The organism is Achromobacter xylosoxidans (assembly GCF_002192695.1).
In the GTDB taxonomy this organism is placed as follows: domain Bacteria; phylum Pseudomonadota; class Gammaproteobacteria; order Burkholderiales; family Burkholderiaceae_B; genus Achromobacter; species Achromobacter xylosoxidans_C.
The window spans coordinates 20,000-45,668 of the sequence record NZ_MTLG01000078.1 but is presented as its reverse complement, the minus strand read 5'-3'; the positions used below and the strand labels follow the sequence as shown (position 1 = coordinate 45,668).

Here is a 25,669-nt window from a genome sequence, read left to right as displayed (position 1 = left end):
CCTGGAAGCGAGATGATCCGAATCATACGTTTCATAGACCGCATCTCCACTTTCGTCGGGCAGACCTTTGCCTGGTTGATCGTAGCTCTGACCTTGCACGTCTGCTGGGAGGTGGCTGCGCGCTACCTGTGGAACCAGCCCAGCGCCTGGGCGTTCGATATGCAGATGATGTATTACGGCATCCTGTTCATGATGGCGGGGGCCTATACCCTGGCCAAGAACGGACACGTGCGCGGAGACATCCTGTACGGCTTCCTGCCGCCGCGCGTGCAGGCGGCGCTGGACCTGATCCTATACATCGTGTTTTTCTTCCCCGGCGTGATCGCGCTGGTGTGGGCGGGCTGGTACTACGCCGGCTATTCCATCGCCATCCGTGAGCATTCGTCGCTGATGGCCAACGGGCCGCCCATCTATCCCTTCAAGGCCTTCATTCCGATAGCGGGTGCGGTGCTGCTGGTGCAGGGCGTGGCGGAAGTGCTGCGCTGCGTGCTGTGCCTGCAGCGCGGCGCCTGGCCCTCGCGCGAGGAGGACGTCGAGGAAGTGGACGTCGACAAGCTCAAGAAGATGGTGCATGTGAAGGACGAAGACATCGCCAAGCTGGACCGCTACGTCACTACCGGGGAGCCGCGTGCATGAAGATCCACAAAGCGCTTTGGTTCGGCCTGTCGTGCATCGGGCTTGTGCTGCTGATGATCGCGTTCCTGACTCCGTGGGACCATCTGACCACGGGACACATCGGCCTCTTGATGCTGGCGCTCATCGTGGTGGCCATCATGCTGGGCTTTCCGACGGCGTTCACGCTGATGGGCATGGGGGTGCTGTTCACCTTCCTGGCGTATTACATGCAGAGTTCGGACGCGGCCCGTTCGGTCGGTCAGACGCTGGACCTGATGGTGCAGCGGACCTACGCCACGATGACCAACGACTCGCTGATTTCGATTCCGCTGTTCGTGTTCATGGGCTATCTGGTCGAACGCGCCAACCTGATCGAAAAACTGTTCCGCTCCATGCATCTGGCGCTGGCGCGTTTGCCTGGCGCGCTGGCGGTGGCCACGTTGGCGACCTGCGCCATCTTTGCCACCGCCACCGGCATCGTGGGCGCTGTGGTCACGTTGATGGGCCTGCTGGCCATGCCCGCCATGTTGAAGGCCGGCTACAGCGTGCGCCTGACAGCCGGGTCGATCACGGCGGGCGGCTGCCTGGGCATCCTGTTGCCGCCTTCCGTGATGTTGATCGTTTACGGCGCGACCACTGGCGTGTCGGTGGTGCAGCTGTACGCCGGCGCCTTGTTCCCCGGCATCATGCTGGCGGTGCTGTACATGATTTACGTGATTATCGTGGCCAAGCTGCGCCCCGACATGGCGCCGCCCTTGCCTAAGGACCAACGCGGCGTGCCGTTGTCCCCCGAATCCGCGGCGCTGGCCTCCGGGGGCTACACGCGCGCCATGTCCGGCATGCTGGCGGCCTTGTTCAAGGGCCGCCGCAACAAGGACGTGCCGCTGGGCTTCCTGCTGCGCAATATGGGGATGGCGATTGCGCCGCTGGCGGTCACGGTGCTGCTGGTGGCCGTGGTCTACCAGGCGACGACACGGCCGGCGGTCGTGTACGAGATTCCGGCCGAGCTGCAGCTGGGATCGGGGGGATTTGATTCGGGCCTGAGCGAGCCGCCGTCGGACGGTGGGCTGGCGGAGCCGCCTTCGAACGAATTGGCCGAACCGCCTTCGAGCGAGCCGCCCGCGGCCGGCGGTCTGGCCGAGCCGCCTGGCACGCCCGCCGCGGCGCCAGCGGCCGCACCCGAGACGGCCGCCGCCGCGCAGGCGCCGGCTTCCGCCGGCGAGAGCATCGCCGCGCCTCAGGGTTTCTGGATCTTCACGGCCATCTGCGCGGCCATCCTGGCGGTCTTCTATGCGATGCTGACTTGGGCGCGCATGGAAATCTTCAAGATGCTGATGGCCTCGTTCTTCCCGCTGGCCGTGATGATCGCGGCGGTGCTGGGCTCCATCGCCTTCGGCCTGGCCACCCCCAGCGAGGCGGCGGCCATGGGCGCCATGGGCGGCGCGTTGCTGGCGCTGGCGTACCGGCGGCTGAACCTGCCGGTGCTGCGCGAATCGGTGTACCTGACCGCCAAGACCAGCGCCATGGTGTGCTGGCTGTTCGTCGGCTCATCGATCTTTTCGGCCGCGTTCGCGCTGCTGGGCGGACAGCGCATCATCGAGGAATGGGTGCTGTCGCTGGGACTGTCGCAGCTGCAGTTCCTGCTGCTGGCGCAGATCATCATCTTCCTGCTGGGCTGGCCGCTGGAGTGGACCGAGATCATCGTGATCTTCATGCCGATCTTCGTGCCGCTGCTCAACACCTTTGGCATCGACCCGCTGTTCTTCGGCCTGCTGGTGGCGCTGAACCTGCAGACGGCCTTCCTGTCGCCGCCGGTTGCGATGTCGGCGTTCTACCTGAAGGGCGTGTCGCCGCCGCACGTGACGCTGAACCAGATCTTCCTGGGCATGATGCCGTTTATGGGGATCCAGGTGGTGGCCATCTTCCTGCTGTACGTGTTCCCGGGCATCGGCATGTGGCTGCCGACGGTGCTGTACCGGTGAGGATCCATGGAGGCGGGCGCGCCGCCTCCAGCGCTGTCGAGGCTCAGGCCTGGGCCCGAGCCTCGCGCCGGCCCAGGCCGGCCGAATAGCGGATGAGATAGCCGTCGGGATCCTGCACCAGGAACTGGTGCACGCCCACCTCGGTGGTACCGGCGCGATACCACTTTTCCTCGGGCTGCATGTACAGCGGCCAGCCGGCCCCGCGCAAGGCGTCGACGATGGGCAAGATCGCGGGCACCTCGATCTGCAGATTGATCCCGCGTCCCAAGGGCGCTTCCAGCGGGCCGGTGATCCAGTTCCTGCCGTGGCCGTATTCCTCCAGCATGACCTGGGAGCCGTGCTTGTCCAGATAGGCGAAATTGTCTTCCGGGCGGTCGTAGGCTATCGAGAACCCGCAAAGCCCGCACCAGAATTGCAGGCTCTGGTGGATGTCCGACACCAGCAGTTCGGGCACGACGCGGGCGGCGGAAAATTCGGAGGCGGGTAGGACGGGGTAGGTCATGGCGGAGATTTCCAGGAACGGCGCGCAGGAGGGCGGGGATCAGGACTGCAGGATTGGGTCGGATTGAGCAGCAGGACGAGGCAGTGTATAGACGATGGTTTCGCGGTCGTAGTGGCGTTCGCGCGACCGGAGCGCAAACCCGAGCTTTTCCAGGACACGCACGGAGGCTTGGTTGTCGGGCCAGACAACCGCGACGAGTTCGGAAACCTCCGTCTCGCGCCAGGCGTAATCGCACAGCTGCTTCGCTGCCTGGCTCGCATATCCCTTGCCCCAAGCTGCGCGCTGCAGCCGATAGGCAAGCTGGATGCTGTCCGTGCCGGCCAGAGGGACCATGCTCACCCAGCCCACGGTGGCACCGTCTATGGTGATTGCCCAGTGGCCAAGTCGAGTCAGCGGTTCGCCCAGCCATGCCAGCAGCTCCCGCCGCCGTGCTTCGTCCGCCGGTTTGATGCCGGTGCTGTAGCGCATGACCTCGGGATCGGATTCCATGGCTAGCAGCATGGGGATGTCATCTTCCTGCATGCGGCGCAGGATCACGCGGGGAGGTAGGGGCATGGGTTCAGTCGCTGGCTGCTGAGGTAGCCAGGATGATAGCGGTTCGAATCCAACTACCCGCCTTGCGGAAATATAGTTAGGCGCCTTATTATAATGATATCGAGATTCACAGGATGGGATTACCCATGCAGGACCCGCAACACATGCTTGAACCCAAGCACCGCGCGCTGCTCGACGTCGCCGCCAGGCGCGGCCTGCCGTCGGCGGACGGCATCGGCCTTTGCTTTCAGTTGCTGTCGTTGGCCCGCGCCATCGACCGCGATTGTGCCGCCCGGCTGGCGCCGCGCCAGTTGTCGGAAGGGAAATTCGTGCTGCTGTTCCTGCTGCATGAGCAGACGGACGGCATGTCGCCGCATGAGCTGGCCGACGGCGCTGGGGTCACGCGGGCCACGGTCACGGGCCTGCTCGACGGCCTGGAGCGCGACGGCTTCGTGTCGCGGCGCGCGGGCAAGGACGACCGGCGCAAGATCGTCGTGAAGCTCAGCGCCAAGGGGCGGGCCGAGGCCGGCAAGCTCTTCAAGCAGCATACGGACTGGATAGGCTCGCTGTTCGCGGGCCTGAGCCTGGCAGAGCGGGCCAGCCTGCGCGAGTTGCTGGGCAAGATCTGGCAAGGTACCGACGCAGGCCAGGCCGCAGGGCAGGAGACAGAGCCATGAGCAAGAAGACTTCCGCCGCGCCGACGGGGCGTGGCGTAAAGGACATCAGCGCCGAACGCCTGGCGCAGCTGAACGCGGGTGAACCGGCCGGCAACTTGACCGAATGCCTGGCCGTGGACTTTGCCGGACTCATGCAGGCGGCCGCCCCGCAGGTGGGCGCCGAGGCCATCGCCGCTCTGCGCGCGCAGGCCGCGACGGGGATCTCCAAGCGCATGGCCGTGGCGGCGCGGACGTTGCTGGACGGCCTGGGCGCGGATGCCTTCAAGCAACTGCGCAATCACCGTTCGGATACCGTCCGCGGCTGGGCCTGCTTCATGGTCGGCGCAATGCCGGACCTGAGCTTGAAGCAGCGGCTGGCGCTGATCCGGCCGCTGGCCGACGACGCGCATTTCGGCGTAAGGGAATGGGCCTGGCTGGCGGTGCGCCCGCAACTGGCGGCGGAGCTGGATGCCGCGGTGGAACTGCTGCGCCCCTGGACGGCTGACGCCTCCGAACGCGTGCGCCGTTACGCCAGCGAGTCCCTGCGGCCGCGCGGCGTCTGGTGCGCGCACATCGCGGCCTTGAAGGCCGATCCCGCCAGGGCGCTGCCGTTGCTGGAACCGCTGCGGGCCGATCCGGCCGTCTATGTGCAGGACTCGGTGGCGAACTGGCTGAACGATGCCAGCAAGGACCAGCCGGACTGGGTGCGGGAGGTCTGCGCGCGCTGGTCCAAGGGCAAGCCGGCCGAGGCGACGCAACGCATCTGCAAACGCGCGCTGCGCTCCATCGGAGCCTAGGCGCAGGCTCATCGGATACGCTTGCGCCCGCCCGGCCGGCCAGCGATTACAACTGGCTCATGCCCCCGTCGGCGATGATCTCCGTGCCCACGATGAAGGCGGACTCGGGCGAGGCCAGGTGCAGCACCGTGGAGGCGATTTCCTGCGGCGTGCCGAAACGCCCCAGCGGCACCTGGGCGCGGATGCTGGCGGCGGTCTTCTCCAGCGCGGCGGCATCCAGTCCCAGCTTGTCGTAGATCGGCGTGGCGACCGGACCGGGGCTGATGACGTTGACGCGTATGCCGCGCGGCAGCAGCTCGGCCGACAAGGTCTTGGCCAGCGAAATCAGCGCGGCCTTGCTGGCCGCGTAGATCGATGAGGCGGGCATGCCGATGCGGGCGTTGATCGAGCCGTTGAGCACGATGGACGCACCCGGGTTGAGCAGCGGATCCAGCGCTTGCAACTGGAAGAAGGCGCCCTTGACGTTGGTCGAGAAGGTCTGGTCCCAGAGCGCTTCGGTGGCTTCGGCCAGCGGCGCGAAGCGGGCCACGCCGGCATTGATGAAGACGGCGTCCAGGCGGATGCCGGCCTGGCGCAGTTCGGCGGCCAGCGCGGCAGGGGCGCCGGGGGCGCCGGCGTCGTTGCGCAGCGCCAGCGCATGGGAGCCCAGGCTGGCGCGCACCTGCTTGAGCACCGCGGCGTCGCGGCCGGTCACTACCACGCGGGCGCCTTCGGCGGCGAAGGCCTGGGCCGCAGCCAAGCCGATGCCGCTGGTGCCGCCGGTGACCAGGACGGTCTTCTGTTCGAAACGGTTCATGGTGGGCTCCTTGGAAGCCGGGGTATGTACTGCGTGCCTGCCGCGGGCAGGATGGTCGAATTCCACGATAGATCAATCGAGGGCCGGGCGGGCGATTCGTTATAGTCATCGCTGACCGCGATCAATCTGCGGCAATGCGGCAAAGTCCGCGCGCAACAGTCCAAGGGACGGGCATGGAAGAGACGACACTGAACTGGGCATCGCTGGTCGATGACCTGAACAAATTGCTGCGCCTGAAGACCACGGTCATCGGCATGAAGCTCTACGAGCGCGAAGACGACATGGCCGCGGTCAAGGGCCTGCGGCGTCCGCAGGCCACGCACACCACCGACCAGGTCGTGGGCATGGCCGCCAGGCTGGGCTGGACGGTGGGGATCACGGGCGACGACCTGGTCGGCGCGCAATGCCGCGCCGTGGTCGGCCTGGGGCCGCAGGACGAGGCCTGGAAGCGCGGCGAGGATTACGTGGGCGTCTGGCACGCCACCCAGCAAGACGCCCAGGCGCGCCAGGAGGCGCTGTCCTGTGTGCCGGCGGGCAGGTACCGCGGGCTGGTGGTGTCGCCGCTGGCCTCGGGCCGGCTGGACCCGCCAGACATCTGCCTGATCTACGCCACCCCGGGCCAGATGATCATCCTCATCAATGGCCTGCAATGGAAGAACTACCGGCGCTTCGACTGGAGCGTGGTGGGCGAAACGGCCTGTGCCGACTCCTGGGGCCGGGCGCTGGCCACCGGGGAGCCCAGCCTGTCCCTGCCCTGTTACGCCGAGCGCCGCTACGGCGGCGTGCCCGACGAGGAAATGCTGATGGCCTTGCCGCCGCGCTACCTGCCCATCGCCATCGAGGGCATGAAGGCGCTATCGGCCAACGGCCTGCGCTACCCGATTCCGCCGTACGGCATCCAGAACGACGTGCGCGCCGGCATGGGCGTCAGCTACGCGCGCCCGCCCGAATCGGCGTCCAAGTCCTGATGCGCTGCGGCGCGCAAGGCGCCCGCCAGCACGCGGGCGGCCGGTCCCAGCGGCTGGTCGATGCGGTGCGCCAGATAGGTTTCGCTGGCTACCTGGCTGCCGCGGCCCAGGCTGTCGGTCGGCAGGCGCAGCAGGCGGCCTTCGGCCAGGTCGCGCTCGACCTGCCAGAAAGGCAGCCGGCCCCAGCCCACGCCCGCCAGGATCAGGGCGTGCTTGGTGTCCTGGCCGCTGACGCGGCAGGTCTGCGGCGACAGCACGGCGAAGTCCCGGCCCTGGGTCAGGGAGGAAGGGTCCATCTGCACGATCTGCACGTGATCGGCAAGTTCCGCCGGGCCCAGTGGCATGTCGGCGGCGACGCGCTGCGCCAGCGCATGCCGGGCGCCTACCACCGCCACCATCTGCACGGACGACAGGGCCTGCATCACGATGCGCGGATTGCGGAAATGGTCGCCCGCGACGATGGCCAGCGTATGACTGCGCGTCAGCAGGGCTTCCACCGGGCCGCCCAGGGGCAGCACGGATACGCGCACGGCGACGGACGGGTAGACGGCGCGCAGCGCGTTCAGGGCGGTGCCCACCTCGGCGATCGGAAACAGCGTGTCCACCGCCAGCGACAGCTCCAGCTCGACGCCTTCGCCCAGGCCCTGGGCGCGGGCGCGCATGGCGTCCACGCGCAGCAGGATGTCGCGGGCGTTGGCCAGCAGGGCCGCGCCTTGCGGCGTCATTACGGGCCGGTGGCCGCTGCGGTCGAACAGGGTCACGCCCAACTGCGCTTCCATGTTGGCGATGGCGTGGCTGACGGCCGATTGCACGCGCGACAGGCGGCGCGCGGCCGCGCGGAAACTGCCGGCGTCGGCCACGGCGGCGAACACGCGCAGCTGGTCCAGGGTCAGGGCGTCTATCATTCTGCCGGCTGATCTATCCAATCGATCAATTCCATCAAAAGATTATCACTTACCGGGATCGATTTGCGCTGGCATCCTGGCTGGGTCACAAAACAAGGGAGACAAGGATGGGCAAGGAAGGAACGCGCTGGTCGGCGGTGCTGGCCATCGTGGGGGCAGGGGTGGTTGCGGCGCTGCAAGTGGGCAAGGTCATCATTGCAGCGCCCTTGCTGCGCAAGGACATGGGGCTGGACCTGGCCTCCATCGGGGCGCTGGCCGCGGTGTTTTCGATCCTGGGCCTGGTCGGCGGCATAGCCGCGGGCGGCGTCATCAACCGCTATGGCGCGCGGCGCATGCTGCTGGCGGGGCTGGCGGCGACGGCGGTGGGCTCCGTGATGGGCGCGATGGCGTCCACCTACGGCGTCCTGCTGGTTTCGCGGGTGGTGGAGGGGCTGGGCTTCCTGATGATCACGGTGGCCGGTCCCGCGGCCCTGCAACGCATGGTGTCGGCGTCCACCCGCGACTTCGCCTTCGCGCTATGGAGCTGCTACATGCCGGCCGGGATGGCCATTGCGATGCTGGCCTCGCAAGCCTTCAGCGGCTGGCAGGCCTATTGGTGGTGCGCGGGCGCGGCGGTGCTGGTGGCCATGGTGTGCGTGGCGGCGCTGGCGCCGGCCAACCCGGGCGGCGCCAGCCTGTCGTGGCGGGGCTTGCGGCAGGACACGGCCGATACCATGGGCGCGCCCGGTCCGCGCATGCTGGCGCTGTCGTTCACGCTCTACAGCCTGATGTTCTTCGCGCTGTTCACCTTCCTGCCCGTGCTGCTGACCGAGCAGTTGGGCCTGCCGCTGGCGACCGCCGGCCTGTACAGCGCCATCGCCAGCGCTGCCAACGTGGTCGGCAACCTGGGCGCGGGCGTGCTGCTGGCGCGCGGCTGGCGCCGTTCGACATTGATCGCCTGCGCCAGCCTGATCATGGGCGCGGTGGCGCTCCTGATCTTCCGCTCCGTGCTGCCGGCCATGCCCACTTTCCTGTTGTGCGTGCTGTTCTCGGCGGTGGGCGGGCTGATACCGGCCACGCTGCTGGGCACGGCGCCGCTGCTGGCGCCGCGGCCGGCGCTGACCCCGGCTTCGGTCGGGTTGGTGATGCAGGGCAGCGGGCTGGGGCAGGTGATAGGTCCGCTGGCGGTGGGCGGCGCGATCGACCGCTACGGCTGGTCGGTCGCATCGCTGATCGTCGCGGCCGCCGGGCTGGGCGGGGTGTTTCTGGCGTGGCGCTTGCGGCGCCTCAAAGGTCCGGGGCTGTAGGCGGCGCGGATCGCGCGGTGGTGTCACGAGCCAGGCATATCATGGACACTCGTCCTGAAATGGAGCCATCATGCATACGCCTGCCCCCAGCCTGGTCATCTTCGATTGCGACGGCGTCCTGATCGATAGCGAAATCATCGCGGCGCGCGCCCAATCGCGGGCGCTGGCCGCGCATGGCATCGCCATCACGCCCGAGGACGCCGCGCGCCGCTTCGCCGGCATTCCCGACGCGGACATGTGGCAGACCCTGCAACAGGAAAACGCCCGCAGCCTGCCCGAAGGATTCGCGCGCGAATACGCGGACGGGCTGGAAACCATCTTCCGCCAGGAATTGCGCGCGCTGCCGGGCGCGCTGGAGACGGTTCGCATGCTGCGTGAGCGCGGCCTGCAGGTCTGCGTGGCCTCCAGCAGCACGCCGCCCAAGCTGGAGGCGGCCCTGAAACTGGTCGGCCTGTGGGATCAGTTCGCGCCCAATGTGTTCAGCACCGCGCAGGTGGCGCACGGCAAGCCGGCGCCGGACGTATTTCTCTTTGCCGCCCGGCAGATGCGCGCCGCGATCCTGGATTGCGTGGTGGTGGAAGACAGCGTGCCTGGCGTGTGCGCCGCCCGCGCCGCGCGCATGCGCGCCATCGGCTACGTGGGCGCGTCACACAACGGGCCGGACCAGCGCCAGCGCTTGCTGGACGAGGGCGCGTCGGACGTCATCGACGATCTGTGCCGGCTGCCGGAATTGCTGCTGCCCTAAGGCCTTGCGCCGCACAGGCCTGCGCTCGCACTTGCGGGACGCGGCATCAAGCGGTTGCGGGCAGTGGCTCCGGCTTGACCCGCACCGCGCGCAGCACGCCCACCATCAGGCAGGCGATGCCGATCAGCGTCAGCGGCTGGGGCATCTGTCCGCGCAGGATGTAGGCATAGGCCAGCGCCGCCAGCGTTTCAAACACGATCAGCTGTCCGGCCAGCGCGGTCGGCAGGCGCTGGCTGGCTTCGTTCCAGCACAAGGTGCCCAGCCAGGACGCGAACAGGCCGATGATCGCCATCAAGGCCAGGAAGACTTCGGGCCTGGGGCCGGCCGGCATGGGAAAGCTGCTGCCGGCCGCGGCCATGCCGGCCCACAGCACAAGATAGCCCGCCAGCGCCAGCGGCAATGTTGCCACGCCCTGGGCCGTGGCCCAGGTGCGCGAGCTGCGGTCGGGATGGGCGCGCAGCCAGTCCGCGTTGCGCAGCGGATACCAGGTCCAGCAAGCCACCGCGCCCAACGCCAGCAGCGCGCCGATGGCGTAGCGCGACATGTCGGCGTCGGCATCCTGGCGCAAGGCCTGCAATTCCACCTGATTGACGCAGGCAATGCCCAGCGCAATCAAGGCCAGCGCGGGCGCCAGCCGCTTCCAGGGCAGCCGGCCGTCGCGCCGCGCGTTGCGCAGGTTGGCGCTGATGGCGATGACCACCGGCAGGGTGCCGATGATCATGGTGGGCAGCGGGCCGCCCGCGCGCTGGATGGCGCTGGCCAGGCACAGGTAATAAAGCAGGTTGCCGATGGCGGCGAGCTTCAGCGCCTCGATCCAGTCGGCGCGCTGCAACTGGCGCAGCCCGCGGCGGTCCAGCCAGGCCAGCGGCAGGGCGATCAGGCCGAACGCCAGATAGCGCGCCACCGATTGCAGCGCGGCAGGGTATTCCGGCAGCAGCAGGGGCCCCACGAACACCAGCCCCCACATCAGGCCGGCGGCCAGGGCATAAAGGGTTCCAGCCCACATACGACGTCGCTCCAGGTCACGAATGGCGGCAGTCTAGCCAGCGGGCGGGCCGCGCGTCTTGTACCAGATTGCGGTGTGGAACTCAGGCGCGGACTTGCTTCTGATAACGGGCGGGTGTGACGCCGTAGCGGCGCGAGAAGGCGCGGGTCAGGTGGGCCTGGTCGGTCAGCCCCGAGGCCAGCGCCACTTGGGCAGGCGATTCGCCGGCGGCCAGTCGGCGCTTGGCCTCGAACAGCCGCAGCGCCATCAGCATCTGCTGTGGCGTGGCGTGGTACTGCGCCTGGAAGCTGCGCAGGAAATGAAAAGGGCTGAGCCCGGCCACGGCCGCGAGCTCGTCCAGGGTCAGGCGGCGCGCCAGGTTGGCGCGCAGGTAATCGATGACGGGCGCGAAGCGCGGCGCGCCTTCGTCGCGGGCCGCCCGCGGCACGCGCGCGTGGCGGCGGAATTCGCCCAGCAGCGCATACAGCGCGCTGTCGAAGGCCAGCGGTTCGCGTGCCTGCCACAAGGTGTCCAGCAGCGCGGTGACGCGCTGCGCGCCGGGGGCGTCATGGCCGACGGCCGTATCGAACCACCAGCCGTCTTCACCGGTGACGCGGGCCACCACCTCCGGGTCCAGGTAGACCATGCGGTAGCGCCAGCCGCCCTCGGTTTCGGCGCGGCCGGTGTGCAGCTCGTCCGGGTTCATCAACACCACCGAGCCCGAAGGCGCCAGATGTTCCGCGCCCCGGTAGCGGAAGCGCTCGACGCCGGCCTCGATGGCGCCCAGCCCGTAGGCTTCGTGGGTGTGGGGCTCGAAGGCATAGCGGATGATGTGCGCGCGGTACAGCTCCACGCCGGGCAGATGCGCCGCCTGCCGGAACTCGGCCCGGTCGCCGGGATGCTCGAACGCCTGCGGCACGCCCGGCATGGCGGGCGCGGCAAGGTCGGACGGGGCATGGTCGACGGGGCGCATGGAGGGATTTAAGCATGCCGGCCAGGGCCGCGGCGCCCGGACCGGCGCGCCTAGGCGTCGGACATGTCGCGCGCCCGCGCCAGCAGCAGTTCCCGCTCGCGCGCATTGCGCGTCATGCCGGCCGCGCGCTCAAACTCGGCGCGGGCCTCGGACTTGCGCCCCAGCTTGGCCAGCAGGTCCGCGCGCACGCTGGGCAGCCAGTGGTAGTTGGCCAGGGCCGGTTCCTCGGCCAGATGGTCGGCCAGGTCCAGCCCGGCCTGGGGGCCGAACGCCATGCCCACGGCCACGGCGCGGTTCAACTCCACCACCGGCGAGGGCATGGCCTGCGCCAGCGCGTCGTACAGCGCCACGATGCGCGGCCAGTCTGTTTCGTCGGGCGTGCGTGCGCGGGCGTGGCAGGCGGCCAACTCGGCCTGCAGGGCATAAGGGCCGCGCGGCGCGCCCAGGCTGTCCGACAGCGCCAGCGCTGCCAGCCCGCGGCGGATCAGCAAGGGGTCCCAGCGGCCGCGGTCCTGCTCCATCAGCAGGACGGGACGGCCTTGCGCGTCGGTCCGGGCATGCAGGCGCGACGCCTGCAATTCCATCAGCGCCGCCAGTCCGTGGACCTCGCTTTCGCCCGGCGCCAACTGGGCCAGGATGCGGCCCAGGCGCAGCGCTTCGTCGCATAGCGCCGGGCGCATCCAGTCATCGCCCGAGGTAGCCGAATAGCCCTCGTTGAAGATCAGGTAGATGACTTCCAGCACCGACGCCAGGCGCGGCGCGCGCTCCTCGGCCCGAGGGACTTCAAACGGCACGTTGGCCGCGGACAGGCTGCGCTTGGCGCGCACGATGCGCTGCGCGATGGTGGATTCCGATGCCAGGAAGGCGCGCGCGATCTCGGCCGTGGTCAGCCCGCCCAAAAGACGCAGGGTGAGCGCCACGCGCGCCTCGGTGGACAGCAGCGGATGGCAGGCGGTGAACACCAGCCGCAGCAGGTCGTCGCCGATGTCGTCCTGGCGCGCGGCGTCCAGCGCGTCGACGAAATCGGGCTCGACGTCGGCCTGCAGGGCCTCCAGCTCGTGCCCGATCTGCTCGTGCTTGCGCGTATGCAGCGCGTCCAGCCGCAGGCGGTCGCGCGCGCGATTCTTGGCGGTAGTCATCAGCCACGCTCCCGGGTTGTCCGGCACGCCGGTTTCGGGCCAGCGTTCCAGGGCGGCGACCAAGGCATCCTGCGCCAGCTCTTCAGCCAGCCCGACGTCGCGCACCAGGCGCGCGACGCCGGCGATGACGCTGGCGGACTCGATCCGCCAGACCGCCTCGATGGCGCGATGCACGGCCTCCCGCGTCATGCGTTGGGCACTTCGCCAGGGGCCATATACACCAGTTCCCAGACGTGGCCGTCCAGGTCCTCGAAGCCATGGGCGTACATGAATCCGTGGTCCTGGGGCTGGCGCGGAGCGGTGCCGCCGGCGGCGAGAGCGCGTTTCACCTGCTCGTCGACTTCGGCGCGGCTGTCGCAGGACAGCGCGATCAGCACCTCGGTGGTCTTGGTGGCATCGGCCACCGGCTTGCCGGTGAACGTCTGGAAGAAGTCCTTCACCAGCAGCATGACGTAGATGCTGTCGCTCACGACCATGCAGGCGCCCTGGTCGTTGGTGAACTGCGGATTGAAGCTGAAGCCCAGGCTCTTGAAGAAGGCCTGCGATTTCTGCATGTCAGCGATGGGGAGATTGACGAAGATCTGGTTGTGCATGATGTTCCCGCTTCCTTTTTAGTGTGTGTCCTGGCGCCTTTCTGCCAGGGTCTTGAGGTTGGCCAGCCCGTCTTCGAAATCCTTCCCGACGATGCTGTCCATGTTGAAAAAGAGATGCATCAGTTTGGCGACGTAGTTCAGCCGGCCTTTCATGGCCCAGGTGACCTGCGTGGCGTCGCCGGCCGGCGCCAGGGTGAAGTTGACCTGGTTGACGGCGGAGAAGGGCTTCACGAAGGTCAGCCGCAAGGCCACGGACGAATCCGGCACGGCGGTTTCGATCTGCATTTCGCCCACGCCGACTTCCTTGCTTTCCCAGGCATAGGTTGCGCCCGGGCCCGCCGTCACGGCGCCATAGGTGCCCTTGATCGCCGGGTCCTTCTTTTCGTAGGGGTTCCAGGTGTTGAAGGCGTGCAGGTCATTGATCAGGGGAAACACGCGCGCCGGCGGCGCCTGGATCCGCGCGCTGCGTTCGACGCGGAAGGTGTCCGGGCGCGTGGCCGCGTAGGCCAGCACGAGCACGATGGCAGCCAGGACGATGAGCAACAAGGTTTTCAGCATGAACGAGGTCCGTTGAAGGTGGCGGAGAGGGGGGTCATTGGCCGTTGCCGGGTATGCGCCGATAGCGTTCGACGCCCTCGCTGGGGCCGAACTCGTCCAGCTCGAAGACCTGGCGCACTTCGACGGCGCAGGGCTGGCCGGGGAAGGGCTGCGGAAAGCGCAGCGCCCATTGCATGGCTTCCTCGCGCGAGCGCACCTGGATCATGGTGTAGCCGGCGATCAGTTCCTTGGTGTCGGCGAAGGGGCCGTCGACCACCGTGCGCTGATCCTTGTCGTACTGCACCCGCCAGCCCTTGGAGGAGGGGTGCAGCCCATTGGCGTCCAACAGCACGCCGGCCTTGGCCAGCGCCTCGTGATAGGTCGCCATGGCGGCCAGCAGGCTTTCCTGCGGCATCACGCCGGCTTCACTGTCCGGCGTGGCGCGGACGATGATCATGTATCGCATTCTTGTGACTCCTCGATTCGGAAAACACAGCCCGAGGGTGGGCTTGTACTGGCACGACGAACGGCAAGACGCGAAATCGACAGAAAAATGAGGAGCCTAGGGTAAGTACTAGGTAAATGGCCTGAACACCGTTACAAAGGTACAGCCCTGGTTGCAGCGCGCCTCCATACACTCGCAGCGTCTACGACTTTGAACACCGATATGAAGATCCTGTGCAGTCTTGCCTTGCTGGTTTCCTTGCTGACGGGCTGTGCCGTCTATACCCCGAGCGGTGCGGTCATCGTTGATCCCCACGACGGCGGCGGCCGTGGTGGTTTCTGTCCGCCGGGCCAAGCCAAGAAAGGGAACTGTTGAATCGCGCGGCTGGCGCGCGCCAGCCGCCTGTGCATCATGGGCCGCGTGCCTACATGAAGCACGGCCCCAATTCGCGCACTTCCACCGTGGCCCATTGCGCCGCCGGACACTCGGCCGCCAGCGCCAACGCTTCTTCCCGGGTCTCGCAATTCAGCAGGAAGAAGCCGCCTATCATTTCCTTGGCCTCGGCATAGGGGCCGTCCACCAGGGAACGTTCGCCGTCGCGGATCCGCAGGCGCACGGCTTCCGATTCGGACTTCAGGGATTCCGCGCGGGCCAGCAGGCCGCGCGAGTTCAGGTCTTCCGCGTAGCGCAGCATCTGCGCGTAGGCTTCGCGGCCCTCTTCGGGCGTGCGCTGGGCGCGCTGGCCCACCGGTTCGACGATGAAAAGCAGATAGGACATGGGATCTTCCAGTTCGGACTGCCGATAAGGTTCGCCAGATTACCGCTATTTGTTGCGGCGGCGCCATCCCGCGATGCTTGCCCGGAAGCGTTCTTTGTAAGGAGAGGTAGATGGAGCCTCAGCCGTCGTTCCGCAGCACCGCCGCCCCGGTGCGCGGATTCACCAGCGTGACGTTTTCCAGCGCCTTGATGCGCCAGGCGCCGGCCTGCCGCGTCAACACGGCAAGAATCATGGTGTCGACGGCGTGCGCGCCCGCCGGATGGGCCGCGCCTGCCGAAAGGCGGCTCCAGAAGTGCACGACCGTCGCATCGGCGCCGACCGGCGTTACGTCGACCAGTTCGTTCGCCAGCGTGGAATCGCTGTAGATGGTGGCGTGGATGGGGCCATGCATCTTGACGATTTCCTCGACGCCGCGCACATAGTGGCCGAACCGGTTCACGAAGGTCGCATCCTCATGGAACAGCGCGCCCAGCGCTTGCATGTCGTGGTCGTTCCAGGCGGCCTGGAACGCGCCTGGGATGTCTTCGGGATTGTGCATCTGCGTCATGTGGATTCTTGCCCGTGTCTGTATAAAGAAAGGATGTCGCGCCGTACGTCTTCCTGGACAGCCGCAAGCATGAATAATGCGTCAGACTACGGAATCGGCGCTACCGGAGTTGCAGCCTGACACGCGCTGCCGGCACGCCCGTCACACTGAGAAGGTCCCATGGCATCCCGTACTCCCGCCTCCAAGGATGTGCCCACCGCCAGTTGGCTGCGCTGGCTGCCCGGACTGGCGGTGCTCAGGTCGTACCAGGCCGCCTGGCTGCCCAAAGACCTGGCCGCCGGCCTGGTGCTGACGACCATGCTGGTGCCGGTAGGCATTGCCTATGCCGAAGCCTCCGGCGTCCCAGGCGTCTACGGCCTTTATGCCACCATCATTCCGCTATTGGCCTATGCGCTGTTCGGCCCCAGCCGCATCCTGGTGCTGGGACCGGACTCGGCATTGGCCGCGCCCATCCTGGCGGTGGTGCTCAGCGTTTCCGAAGGCGACCCCATGCGCGCGGTGGCCGCGGCCAGCCTGATGGCCCTGGTCGCAGGGGTGTTCTGCATCGTGATGGGACTGCTGCGGCTGGGTTTCATCACCGAGCTGCTGTCCAAGCCTATCCGCTATGGCTACATGAACGGCATCGCGCTGACGGTGCTGGTCAGCCAGTTGCCCAAGCTGTTCGCGGTATCGATAGACGATGCCGGCCCCTTGACCGAATTGTGGCAGCTGGGGCGCGCCGTATTCCAAGGCGAGACCAACTGGTACAGCTTCGCGGTGGGCGCGGCGACCCTGGCGCTGATCCTGCTGCTCAAGCGCTACGATCGCGTGCCGGGCATCTTGATCGCCGTGATCCTGGCGACGCTGGCGGTCAGCCTGTTCCATCTGGACTCGCAAGGCGTGAAGGTGCTGGGCGAGATCCCGCAGGGCCTGCCCAAGTTCGTCTTGCCATGGCTCAGCCACGCGGACCTGGTCAAGATCGCGCTGGGCGGTTGCGCGGTGGCGCTGATCGCCTTCGCGGACACCAGTGTGCTGTCGCGCACCTATGCCGCGCGCACCAACACGCGGGTCGATCCGAACCAGGAAATGGTGGGCCTGGGCGTGGCCAACCTGGCGGCCGGCTTCTTCCAGGGCTTTCCGATCAGCAGCAGCGCTTCGCGCACGCCGGTGGCCGAGGCGGCGGGTTCGCGCACGCAGCTGACTGGCGTGGTGGGCGCGATAGCGGTGGCGGTGCTGCTGGTCGCGGCGCCCAATCTGCTGCGCTATCTGCCGAACAGCGCGCTGGCGGCCGTGGTGATAGCGGCGGCGATCGGCCTGTTCGAATTCAAGGACCTCCGGCGCATCTACCGCATCCAGCAGTGGGAGTTCTGGCTGTCGATGGCGTGCTTTGCCGGCGTGGCCGTGTTCGGCGCCATTCCCGGCATCTGCCTGGCCGTGCTGATCGCCGTGATCGAATTCCTGTGGGACGGCTGGCGTCCGCATTTCGCGGTGCTGGGCCGCGTGCCCAACCTGCGCGGCTACCACGACCTGAAACGTTATCCGAATGCCGCGCTGATCGACGGCCTGGTGCTGTTCCGCTGGGACGCGCCGCTGTTCTTCGCCAATGCCGAACTCTTCCAGCAACGCCTGATGGAAGCCGTGGAGGCCTCGCCCACGCCGGTGCGGCGGGTAGTGGTGGCCGCCGAGCCGGTCACTAGCGTCGACGTCACGTCGGCGGACATGCTGCGCGAACTGAGTCGCAGCCTAGCCCAGCAGGGTGCGGCGCTGCATTTCGCGGAAATGAAGGATCCCGTGCGCGACAAGCTCAAACGCTTCGAACTGACCGAGATATTCGGCGACGACCGCTTCCACCCCACGGTAGGGAGCGCGGTGGACAGCTATCTGGAGAGCGGGGGCGGCAGGCATCCTGGAGATTAGGGCCCGCCTCGCCTGGGTCAAGCCATCAAGACGGCGACCTGTTCGCCGAACAGGATCAGGGCAATGACTATCATGGCCAGCCCCGAGAACTGGCTGACCCTGCGCGCGGCGACCGGGCGCGATTGCAGCACGGCCTTGGACCCCAGGCCCACCAGGGTGTAGATGACGGCGCAATTCAGGATCTGCAGGATCCCCAAGGCCGTGATCTGCGTGGAGATCGGCCAGGCGCCGTCGCGGCTGGTGAATTGCGGCAGCAAGGCCAGGAACAGCAGGATGGCCTTGGGGTTCACGCCGCTGACCGCGAAACCCCTTGCCGCCCAGCCCAGCCAATGCCCGGCGGCCTGCGCATCGCCCGCCTTGGGCTCCGACGGATGCGCCAGTACGTTGGCCCCCAGCCAGAGCAGATACGCCGCGCCGACCAGCGTCAGGACGGTAAGGATGGCGGGTTCGCTCGCGACCAGGGCGCCTATGCCCGCCGCGACCACCATGGTGATCATCAGATAGCCGGTCAACATGCCCGCGACGGCGGGAAGGACGGCCTTGTCCCGCAAGCCGGCGGATATGGCATACGCCCAATCCGCGCCCGGGACGACAACCAAAGAAAGCGAAACAAGCCAAAACGCCACCAGATTGCCGGTTTCCAACTGCGTACCCCAAATGAATCTCAGGCGGGGAATGTTATCGGCGAAGCAAGGGGAAGTGCTCCTGCTATCTACCGGAAGAAGCGTAGTTTTGGGTAGAATCTTCCTCATGGATGACATAGATAGAAAAATTCTGGCGCAGCTACAGGAAGACGGCCGGATTTCCATCACGGACCTGGCGGAACGGGTCGGCCTGAGCCTGTCTCCGTGCCACCGGCGGCTGCGGGCGCTGGAAGAGGCGGGCGTCATCAGCGGCTATGGCGCCAACATCAACCTGGCCGCGGTCGGGCTGAATTTCTCGGCCATCGTCTTCGTCACGATGCGCGAAGGCAGCAGCGACCGGGTGTCGGCGTTCGAGGCCGCCCTGGCCGACATTCCCGAGGTAGTGCAGGCGCAGCGGCTGTTCGGCGATCCGGACTACATGCTGCATGTCGTCACCCAGGACCTGCCCGCGTTCCAGGCGCTCTATGACCGCGTGTTGTCGGCGCTGCCGAGCGTGCTGCGGCTGAGATCGACGCTGGTGATGAAGAACGTGCTGCGGAACCGGCCGGTGCCCTTGTGAGGTCTAGCGGCGGCTGACGGCGGGACGGGCTGCAATATCCGATTCCTGTCGCGGGCGGGCAGCCGGTACAGGCCGCGTGGCGCAAAATGAGTGGCGACCCGCTATCCCTTCCCCTACGCTGCCGGTGTTTCTTGCTTGGCCGGGCAATGGCTGCCCAGGTTTTTTATCTGTTCCACGCTTTCACAAGTCATTCTGTCGGAGCATTTGAATGAAGCTAACACGTCGAGAATTCAACGCCGGTGGCGTCGCCTTGCTGGCAACCGCCACCCTGGGTGCTTCCGCGCGCGCGGCCGACGGCCTGGTCGCGAATTTCCCGGAAGGCGATGAGCGGTTCGCGCTGGCGACCGAAGCCTATATTTACGCGTATCCCCTGGTGACGATGGAAATGACCCGCCGGGTCATCACCAACGTCGCGGAGCCGAAGGGCACCCGCGCTCCCATGGGCCATCTCATCAAGCTGCGCCAATATCCCGACGCCAAATTCCGCGACGTGACCGCGCCGAACGCCGACACCCTCTACACCACGGCCTTTTTCGATGTGGGCGACGAGCCCTGGGTCGTCAGCCTGCCCGACCTGGACGACCGCTACGCGCTGTTCCCGATGCTTGATGGCTGGACGACCGTGTTTGATGTGCCTGGAAAACGCACGACCGGCACAGGTCCCCAAACCTTCGTGGTGACGGGGCCGGGCTGGGAAGGCGCGATTCCTTCAGGCATGACGCAATACAAGTCGCCGACCAGCATCGTGTGGCTGCTGGGCCGCATCTACTGTTCAGGCACGCCGGAAGACTATGCCAAAGTCCACAAGCTGCAGGATGAAGTAAAGCTCTGTCCCCTCAGCGCCTGGGGCAAGAGCTGGAATCCGCCCCAAGGCAAGGTCGATCCCGCCATCGACATGAAAGCGTCCGTCCGCGACCAGGTCAACAACATGGACGCGATCGAATACTTCACCTTGTTTGCCGAGCTGCTGAAAAGAAACCCGCCGAGCGCGGCGGATGCGCCCATGGTGGCGAAGCTCGCTTCGATGGGTATCGTGCCTGGCCAGAACTTCGACAAGAGCAAGCTCGATCCCGCCCTTGCCAAACGGATTCCGCAGGTGGGTTTCGGACGGATCATGACGCACTTCAAGTCCAGCGGCGGCGACATCCAGGACGTCGACGGCTGGGGCTTCACGACGAAGACGGGTATTTATGGCACCAACTATATCCAGCGCGCCCTGATCACCGCGATAGGCTTGGGCGCCAACCGGCCGCAGGATGCGATCTATCCCACCTCCCTGAAATCGGATACCGGGGCGATCAAGCGCGTCTACAACGGGTCGGAAAAGTACGTGCTGTCGTTCAAGAAGGGGCTTACGCCGCCGGTTTCCGGATTCTGGTCATTGACCATGTATGACGCGGACTACTTCTTTGTCGACAACCCCCTCAACCGCTATTCCATCAGCGCGCGCCAACCGCTGAAAGCAAAAGCGGACGGCTCGATCGATCTGCTCATCCAGCACGAATCTCCCGGCCCGGGCCTGGAGTCGAACTGGCTGCCGGCGCCCAAGGGAGAATTCATCCTGATGATGCGCCTCTATTGGCCCAATGAGAGCGATCCTTCGATCATCAACGGATCGTGGACCATTCCGCCGGTAAGAAGAGTCAGCTGATCCGCCAGCGATGAAAAAGAAAATCACGGGCTGCCTGCTTGGCGGCTTGCTCTATGCCGGTTGCGTTGCAGGCGCGGAAGGGGAGGCTGCCGCCGCAGACTCCCCGCCTTCCAGCGAATGGGCGTACTCGATCACGCCGTACTTCTGGGCAGCCGGGCTGTCGGGCAAGACATCCCAATCGCGTTCGCCCGTCATCGATTTTGACGCGGGCTTCGACAAGCTGTTCGACAACCTCGATTTCGGCGCCATGCTGATCGGCGAGGCGCGCAAAGGGCGCTACAGCATCTTCGGCGATCTGATCTACACAAAAATCGGTTCGCAAGGCGATACGCCGCACGGCATTCTGGCCACCAGCGCAGAGGTGCAGACGTCGACATTTGCCGGACTTATCGGAGTCGGTTATTCCGTCCTCGAGAACTCGCCGCACCAGTTGGACGTCGTGGCGGGCTTGCGGGTCTGGTCGGTCGATACCGACCTCACCCTGAAAGGCGCGCATCTTAATGGCAGAAAGACCAGCGACGGCGCCACGTGGGTCGATGGGCTGGTGGGAGTACGCGGAAACTACGTGTTGACCCAGAAGTTCTACATCACCGGTTGGGGCCTGATCGGCGCAGGCGGTGCGGATGCGGACTGGGATGTAGGGCTGGGTGTCGGCTACAACTTCAGCAAGAGCGTGTCGGCGGCCGTCGGCTACCGCGCCCTGGGCGTGGATTACAACCGAGGGGGGTTCAAGTTTGACGCCGTGCTGCAGGGGCCGATGGCGGGTTTGACCATACGCTTCTAGCCTGCTTTCTGGCTGAGCCGATACTCGTGCGGCGCCATGCCGGCGGCATGGCGAAACGCGCGCGCGAAATTCGCGGGACTGGAATATCCAAATTCCGTCGCAATCTCGGTGATCGAAGCATTCGTTCCCGCGAGCAATTCCTTCGCGCGGCGCATGCGGATGACGTTCACGAGTTCTCTGAAGTCGGAGCCGCTATCGCGGCGCAGCACGCGTTGCAGCGTGCGCACGCTGCTGCCCAACGCCCGAGCCGTGCTGTCGATCGACACGGCGCCGCTTTGAACCTGCGCGCGGATGTGCGCGACCACCACGCCCAGAAAATTGCCCAGATCGGCAGGTTCCAGCAGCACCCGCGCGACGTCTTCGATCGTCACCAGGCGCGGCCGATGTCCCGCCTTGGCAGGGCGCTGCAGCAAGCGGGCGTCAATGCAGACGGATACGGCTTCGGCCTCGAATACGAGGGGACACAGGAAGATATCCTCGAAAGGAGCGCATGCCGCCGGACGGCGTATGTCCAGTTCGATCCGGATGGGAAGAAAGTCCGCTTCCACATAGGGGCGCAGCAGGCTGAGCAGCACCGACGCGGTGCCGGTTGCAATGTGCGGGTAGCCTCGACGGCCCCGCATGGCATGGAAATAGCTGATTCGGGCAATGCCCTGGTCGATCGTGAGCTGCATCCGGTCGCCCGTGCTGTGGTAGCCCAATGAGGACGCGGCCCGCGCGATCGCTTCGCCCAGGCTGTCGGCAGCCAGAACATATTCTCCCCAGCGGCCGTAGGTCTTGAGAGACAAGCATGGCGCGGCAAGCAGGGCCAGGTTGGCTTCGCCGGAACGCCGTTCGATCTCCCACAGGAAGTCTGTCATGACGACCTGGGGGATAAAGCACTCCTGGTTTTCGATCAGCTCGATATCGAGCATCACGGCTTCCTTGGCGTACCTCAAGATCCTGTCGCCGAACGCGTGCCGCACCAGGCTTGATACCCCTGCCAAGGTCGTGACTGACTTCACGGGAGGCGCCAGAGCGCCGGAACCTGGAGATGGCCGACAGGATGCTGGCGTCAAATGAGTGGTGACTGGGTTCACTTCTGACTACCTTTGCCATGTAGTTACGTAGAACCTGTCAACTCTCTTTTTTGAGAATTGCAGAGGTCGGTCCTGTCGTGCGAATCAAATATTACATTCGGCGGAACGAGCCAGCCGCTCGCGCTGCCGTTTTACAACATCGGTGGAGAGAAATATGAAGCCAGGCAAATTTGCGGTATTGGCGTGTTTAATGCTGGCGGTCTCGGGTTGCGTTACCAAAAAGACCTATGACAAAGAGGCCCAGTTGGCGGCCGAGTATGCGGCTCTCAACCAAAAGCTCACTACGGAGTTGAGCGGTGAGCGCGCGCAGATCACGCAACTGCAAAATGAACTCAAGGTGACGATGGTCAACGAGATACTTTTCCCCGAGGGCGGCTGGAGACTTAGTCCGAAAGGTGAACAGACTCTCGCCAAGATAGCCCCTACACTTTCCAATCTGCCGGGGCAGCAGGTCGTGGTGCAGGGATTCACCGACAATGAACCGATCGGCCCGGAGTTGAGATCACATTTCCCCTCCAACCTCGAACTGTCGTCCGCAAGAGCGGACAATGTCGCGCGCTTCCTGACCTCGAAGGGAGTGCCGTTGAATTCGATTTCGGCGCAAGGCTTTGGTGATGCCCGCCCGGTGGCAAGCAACTCGACGCCTCAAGGCAAGGCGCAGAACCGGCGTGTCGAGATCGTGATTACGTCGGCCGGACGACCTTAGCCCATTTCTTGTCCGCCAGAGCGCGCTCCCGAACGGGGCCTGGCAGTGTTCGGGAGTTGAATGCCGGGGGAATTCTCTGATCGAACGATCCAGGACCGGGAGGCGGCGCATGATCTGGGAAGATGATTGGCTTTGGGGCTTGCCATTATTCGTCGCCACTATCGTCATGCACGTCACGGCATTCATGACCATGGCCAGGATACTGGCTGCGGCGCCGGCCCACTGGGGCCAGAGCAAGATCCTCTTTGGCCTGTCCGTTGCAATCTTTGCCTTGTTTGCAGCGATCCTGCACGCTCTGGAGGCGCTGGCCTGGGCCTTGCTCTATGTGCACATAGGCGCAGTCCCGGATCTTTCCGCGGCCATCCTCTATTCGCTGGAGGCCATCACCAGTTATGGGCACGCGCCGGCGTTCTTGCCGCCTCATTGGCAGCTCGTCGGCGCCATCGAGGCGGTGAACGGACTCATCCTGTTTGGTCTCACCACGGCGTTCTTCTTTGCCGCGATCCAGAATGACCGGCCGAGAAGCCCAAGAATGCGGTAGCGCTTCGCTTGGGCCGCGTGGCGACCCTTGTGGCGCTAGCCCTGGCTGGGTGCGCTTGCCGGCGCGGCAGGCACCGGACCCTGCGCCGCCTTCTGCGGCGCCGCGATGTCCATGATCAGTTCCACGCGCCGGTTGGCCGCGCGGCCGGCGGGGGTATCGTTGGACTCGATGGGACGGGTCTCGGCGTAGCCGACGGCGCGCAGGCGTTGGGCCGATACGCCGTCGCGGACCAGTTCACGCAGCACGCTGGTGGCGCGGCTGCTGGACAGTTCCCAGTTGGACGCGAATTGCCGGGTCTGGATGGGCACCGGGTCGCTGTGGCCCTCGACCGAGACCTGGTATTCGTTCTTGTTGAGGATGGCGGCCAGGCGCTTGATCACGTCCAGGCCGGTGGGGCTGAGGGTGGCCTGGCCGGATGGGAACAGCAGTTCATTGCTGATGCGAAAGCTCACCGACTGTTCGTTGATGATCACATCCACCGATTTGCCCAGGTCGCCCAGACCGAGCGACTCCTTGGACGGCGCGCGCAGCGGCGGGGCGGCGTCGGCGACGATCGCGCCTTCCTGCGTTGGCTGCGCCGGCGCGGCCGCGACCGTGGCCGCCGGCGCCTCGGCCTGCGCCCAGCTTGCGGGAATCTGGACGGCGTCGAATTCGGAATACTCGCCGTCGTAAGCGGGCAGGCCGCTGGCGGCCAGCGTGCCGACCAATTCCACCGGCTGTTCCGACTGGCCGAAGGCGCCGCCATGCAGGCGCGTGAGCGCCAGCAGAACGACCAGCATGGCCAGGAGCAGGGTGATCAGGTCCAGATAGCTCAGCAGCCAGTTCTCGGAGTCCTGTTCGACGGTTTCCTCGACGTGCCAGCGGGCGTAGCGGTCCTTGCGGTCGCTCTTGCTGGGACGCCAGCCGCTATTGGCCGCCGCTTTCTCGGCGCGTAGCTGGGCCTGGCGGGCCTGCTCGATCCGTTGCGCCAGGGTGGGGGAAATCAGGCTCATTGGCGCGCGGCGGCAGGACGGGCGATGGAGACGGGTTGGGCCGCGGCAGGTTTGGCCGCGGGCTTGATCTGGCCTTCTGCCTTGGCTTGCGCGGCCTGCGGCTTGGCGTCCGCGCCGCCGTCGTAGATTTCGTCCTCGACGTGCATGACGAAGGAATTCAGGGTTTCGCGCACCACCGCTGGGCCGCGCTTCTCGCACATCATGGCGATGCCCTGCAGCACCATGTTCATGGATTCGACGCGCCTTGCGGTGCGGCGTTCCAGCTTGAGCGCGATGGGCTTGCAGACCAGGTTGGCCAGCAGGATGCCGTAGAAGGTGGTCATCAGGCCGATGGCCAGCTGCTGGCCGATCATCTGCATGCTGCCGTCGCCCAGCACCGACATCAGGTTGATCAGGCCCACCAGCGTGCCCAGCATGCCGAAGGCCGGAGCGAAGGTGGCCATGACGCGGAACATCTGGGCCTCGGCCTGTTCGCGGGCGCGCAGCCGCGCCACACGCCATTGCAGCAGCTCGATGATCTGGTCCTCGGGCGTATTGTCGATGATCAGCTGCACGCCGGTGCGCAGAAAGGGGTTGCTGACCTTCTTGAGTTCCTGCTCGACCTTGCGGACGTCGGTGTTCATCCACAGCTGGGCCATGGACACCAGTTCCTCGATGTCGCGCTGCTGGTCGTGCTGGTCGTTGCGAAAGACGGTGCGCACCAGCTTGAAGACGCGCAGCACTTCCGACAGCGGGTAGGCGATGAACACGGCGGCCGCGGTGCCGCCCAGCACGATGGCCAGGCCCGGCAGGTTGATGTACATGCCGGGGTCGGTGGCGGCCAGGGCCACGACGATAACCAGGGTAAGCAGGCCGACGGCGGCGCCGATGACGGTAGACGGATTCATGGATCTTGCCCGATAAACATAGGCATTCCGTGCGCGGAATGCCGGATTTTCGGGAATTCTAGCCAGCGCCGGGCCGGGTCAATCGGCCGGAAAACGGGGCGAAAAGGGCGGTAAGCGGCGGCTTGGACCGGGCCAGGGGGCGCGCGT

29 protein-coding genes are annotated in these 25,669 nt (G+C 66.2%); 13 read left to right on the top strand and 16 right to left on the bottom strand.

Annotated features, from left to right (window positions below; translation table 11 throughout):
- Positions 1–12 precede the first annotated feature (12 nt).
- Positions 13–636, top strand: coding sequence for a TRAP transporter small permease subunit (locus BRO63_RS17190; RefSeq protein WP_088140935.1), 624 nt, complete (start codon positions 13–15; stop codon positions 634–636).
- Positions 633–2,597 (top strand): TRAP transporter large permease, encoded by a 1,965-nt coding sequence (locus BRO63_RS17185; RefSeq protein ID WP_088140934.1) that lies wholly within the window; start codon positions 633–635, stop codon positions 2,595–2,597. The genes BRO63_RS17190 and BRO63_RS17185 overlap by 4 nt, the downstream gene beginning before the upstream one ends.
- Before the next feature lie 43 nt (positions 2,598–2,640).
- On the opposite strand, the gene BRO63_RS17180 is transcribed toward BRO63_RS17185, so the two are convergent.
- Together BRO63_RS17180 and BRO63_RS17175 are read right to left on the bottom strand one after the other, a co-directional pair.
- Positions 2,641–3,099 carry a bleomycin resistance protein gene (locus BRO63_RS17180; RefSeq protein ID WP_179215132.1) on the bottom strand — a complete coding sequence of 153 codons (459 nt, stop codon included), beginning with the start codon at positions 3,097–3,099 and terminating at the stop codon, positions 2,641–2,643.
- 39 nt (positions 3,100–3,138) lie between these two features.
- The gene (locus BRO63_RS17175; protein ID WP_088140932.1) at positions 3,139–3,654 is read right to left on the bottom strand and encodes a GNAT family N-acetyltransferase; all 516 of its coding nucleotides are present in this window, start codon (positions 3,652–3,654) and stop codon (positions 3,139–3,141) included.
- A 143-nt stretch (positions 3,655–3,797) separates the two neighbouring features.
- Here BRO63_RS17175 and BRO63_RS17170 point away from each other — a divergent pair, with 143 nt between their 5' ends.
- Both BRO63_RS17170 and BRO63_RS17165 read left to right on the top strand, forming a co-directional pair.
- Positions 3,798–4,310, top strand: coding sequence for a MarR family winged helix-turn-helix transcriptional regulator (locus tag BRO63_RS17170; protein ID WP_088140960.1), 513 nt, complete (start codon positions 3,798–3,800; stop codon positions 4,308–4,310).
- Positions 4,307–5,086, top strand: a complete 780-nt coding sequence (locus BRO63_RS17165; protein WP_088140931.1) for a DNA alkylation repair protein — start codon at positions 4,307–4,309, stop codon at positions 5,084–5,086. Before BRO63_RS17170 ends, BRO63_RS17165 begins: the two co-directional genes overlap by 4 nt.
- Before the next feature lie 46 nt (positions 5,087–5,132).
- Here the strand turns inward: BRO63_RS17165 and BRO63_RS17160 are convergent, their stop codons facing one another.
- The gene (locus BRO63_RS17160) at positions 5,133–5,882 is read right to left on the bottom strand and encodes an SDR family oxidoreductase (RefSeq protein ID WP_088140930.1); all 750 of its coding nucleotides are present in this window, start codon (positions 5,880–5,882) and stop codon (positions 5,133–5,135) included.
- A 173-nt stretch (positions 5,883–6,055) separates the two neighbouring features.
- Here BRO63_RS17160 and BRO63_RS17155 point away from each other — a divergent pair, with 173 nt between their 5' ends.
- Positions 6,056–6,850: a DUF169 domain-containing protein gene (locus BRO63_RS17155; protein ID WP_088140929.1), complete on the top strand. Its 795-nt coding sequence runs from the start codon at positions 6,056–6,058 to the stop codon at positions 6,848–6,850.
- Here the strand turns inward: BRO63_RS17155 and BRO63_RS17150 are convergent.
- On the bottom strand, positions 6,814–7,755 hold the full coding sequence (locus BRO63_RS17150) for a LysR family transcriptional regulator (RefSeq protein WP_088140928.1): 942 nt from the start codon (positions 7,753–7,755) through the stop codon (positions 6,814–6,816). The two genes, BRO63_RS17155 and BRO63_RS17150, sit on opposite strands and share 37 nt — an antisense overlap.
- A gap of 107 nt (positions 7,756–7,862) precedes the next feature.
- On the opposite strand from BRO63_RS17150, the gene BRO63_RS17145 reads away from it, so the two are divergent.
- Entirely contained in the window at positions 7,863–9,041 is a 1,179-nt protein-coding gene (locus BRO63_RS17145; protein WP_088140927.1) for an MFS transporter, read from the top strand.
- 70 nt (positions 9,042–9,111) lie between these two features.
- On the top strand, positions 9,112–9,786 hold the full coding sequence (locus tag BRO63_RS17140) for an HAD family hydrolase (protein WP_088140926.1): 675 nt from the start codon (positions 9,112–9,114) through the stop codon (positions 9,784–9,786).
- 46 nt (positions 9,787–9,832) lie between these two features.
- Here the strand turns inward: BRO63_RS17140 and BRO63_RS17135 are convergent, their stop codons facing one another.
- The 8 genes from BRO63_RS17135 to BRO63_RS17095 all read right to left on the bottom strand — a co-directional run bounded on the left by BRO63_RS17135 (position 9,833) and on the right by BRO63_RS17095 (position 15,783).
- On the bottom strand, positions 9,833–10,792 hold the full coding sequence (locus tag BRO63_RS17135; protein ID WP_088140925.1) for a DMT family transporter: 960 nt from the start codon (positions 10,790–10,792) through the stop codon (positions 9,833–9,835).
- 82 nt (positions 10,793–10,874) lie between these two features.
- A complete protein-coding gene (locus BRO63_RS17130) occupies positions 10,875–11,744 on the bottom strand; it encodes an AraC family transcriptional regulator (protein WP_373557783.1) in 870 nt (289 codons plus the stop codon).
- A gap of 50 nt (positions 11,745–11,794) precedes the next feature.
- A complete protein-coding gene (locus BRO63_RS17125) occupies positions 11,795–13,072 on the bottom strand; it encodes an RNA polymerase sigma factor (protein WP_088140924.1) in 1,278 nt (425 codons plus the stop codon).
- Positions 13,069–13,476: a VOC family protein gene (locus BRO63_RS17120; RefSeq protein WP_088140923.1), complete on the bottom strand. Its 408-nt coding sequence runs from the start codon at positions 13,474–13,476 to the stop codon at positions 13,069–13,071. Before BRO63_RS17120 ends, BRO63_RS17125 begins: the two co-directional genes overlap by 4 nt.
- A gap of 18 nt (positions 13,477–13,494) precedes the next feature.
- Complete coding sequence (locus tag BRO63_RS17115; RefSeq protein WP_088140922.1) at positions 13,495–14,034, bottom strand: SRPBCC family protein; 540 nt, start codon at positions 14,032–14,034, stop codon at positions 13,495–13,497.
- A 34-nt stretch (positions 14,035–14,068) separates the two neighbouring features.
- Complete coding sequence (locus BRO63_RS17110) at positions 14,069–14,479, bottom strand: YciI family protein (protein WP_088140921.1); 411 nt, start codon at positions 14,477–14,479, stop codon at positions 14,069–14,071.
- Positions 14,480–14,882: 403 nt separating this feature from the next.
- The gene (locus BRO63_RS17100; protein WP_088140919.1) at positions 14,883–15,236 is read right to left on the bottom strand and encodes a YciI family protein; all 354 of its coding nucleotides are present in this window, start codon (positions 15,234–15,236) and stop codon (positions 14,883–14,885) included.
- A gap of 118 nt (positions 15,237–15,354) precedes the next feature.
- Positions 15,355–15,783 carry a YybH family protein gene (locus tag BRO63_RS17095; protein ID WP_088140918.1) on the bottom strand — a complete coding sequence of 143 codons (429 nt, stop codon included), beginning with the start codon at positions 15,781–15,783 and terminating at the stop codon, positions 15,355–15,357.
- 159 nt (positions 15,784–15,942) lie between these two features.
- Between BRO63_RS17095 and BRO63_RS17090 the strand changes: the two genes are divergently transcribed.
- A complete protein-coding gene (locus tag BRO63_RS17090; RefSeq protein WP_088140917.1) occupies positions 15,943–17,679 on the top strand; it encodes a SulP family inorganic anion transporter in 1,737 nt (578 codons plus the stop codon).
- Positions 17,680–17,696: 17 nt separating this feature from the next.
- On the opposite strand, the gene BRO63_RS17085 is transcribed toward BRO63_RS17090, so the two are convergent.
- Positions 17,697–18,305 carry a LysE family translocator gene (locus tag BRO63_RS17085; RefSeq protein ID WP_256943337.1) on the bottom strand — a complete coding sequence of 203 codons (609 nt, stop codon included), beginning with the start codon at positions 18,303–18,305 and terminating at the stop codon, positions 17,697–17,699.
- Positions 18,306–18,429: 124 nt separating this feature from the next.
- Here BRO63_RS17085 and BRO63_RS17080 point away from each other — a divergent pair, with 124 nt between their 5' ends.
- From BRO63_RS17080 to BRO63_RS17070, 3 genes are all read left to right on the top strand, one after another.
- Positions 18,430–18,882 (top strand): Lrp/AsnC family transcriptional regulator, encoded by a 453-nt coding sequence (locus BRO63_RS17080; RefSeq protein ID WP_088140915.1) that lies wholly within the window; start codon positions 18,430–18,432, stop codon positions 18,880–18,882.
- Positions 18,883–19,090: 208 nt separating this feature from the next.
- Positions 19,091–20,533, top strand: coding sequence for a DUF1254 domain-containing protein (locus BRO63_RS17075; protein ID WP_088140914.1), 1,443 nt, complete (start codon positions 19,091–19,093; stop codon positions 20,531–20,533).
- A gap of 10 nt (positions 20,534–20,543) precedes the next feature.
- Positions 20,544–21,317 (top strand): hypothetical protein, encoded by a 774-nt coding sequence (locus BRO63_RS17070; RefSeq protein ID WP_088140913.1) that lies wholly within the window; start codon positions 20,544–20,546, stop codon positions 21,315–21,317.
- Here BRO63_RS17070 and BRO63_RS17065 read toward each other — a convergent pair.
- Complete coding sequence (locus tag BRO63_RS17065; RefSeq protein ID WP_088140912.1) at positions 21,314–22,231, bottom strand: helix-turn-helix transcriptional regulator; 918 nt, start codon at positions 22,229–22,231, stop codon at positions 21,314–21,316. The genes BRO63_RS17070 and BRO63_RS17065 overlap by 4 nt on opposite strands.
- A gap of 319 nt (positions 22,232–22,550) precedes the next feature.
- Between BRO63_RS17065 and BRO63_RS17060 the strand changes: the two genes are divergently transcribed.
- Both BRO63_RS17060 and BRO63_RS17055 read left to right on the top strand, forming a co-directional pair.
- On the top strand, positions 22,551–23,102 hold the full coding sequence (locus tag BRO63_RS17060) for an OmpA/MotB family protein (protein ID WP_088140911.1): 552 nt from the start codon (positions 22,551–22,553) through the stop codon (positions 23,100–23,102).
- A 109-nt stretch (positions 23,103–23,211) separates the two neighbouring features.
- Positions 23,212–23,643: a hypothetical protein gene (locus BRO63_RS17055; protein WP_088140910.1), complete on the top strand. Its 432-nt coding sequence runs from the start codon at positions 23,212–23,214 to the stop codon at positions 23,641–23,643.
- Between the two features lie 35 nt (positions 23,644–23,678).
- Here BRO63_RS17055 and BRO63_RS17050 read toward each other — a convergent pair whose 3' ends face one another.
- Both BRO63_RS17050 and BRO63_RS17045 read right to left on the bottom strand, forming a co-directional pair.
- Positions 23,679–24,635: an OmpA/MotB family protein gene (locus tag BRO63_RS17050; protein WP_088140909.1), complete on the bottom strand. Its 957-nt coding sequence runs from the start codon at positions 24,633–24,635 to the stop codon at positions 23,679–23,681.
- Entirely contained in the window at positions 24,632–25,522 is an 891-nt protein-coding gene (locus BRO63_RS17045) for a motility protein A (protein ID WP_088140908.1), read from the bottom strand. Before BRO63_RS17045 ends, BRO63_RS17050 begins: the two co-directional genes overlap by 4 nt.
- Between the last annotated feature and the right edge of the window lie 147 nt (positions 25,523–25,669).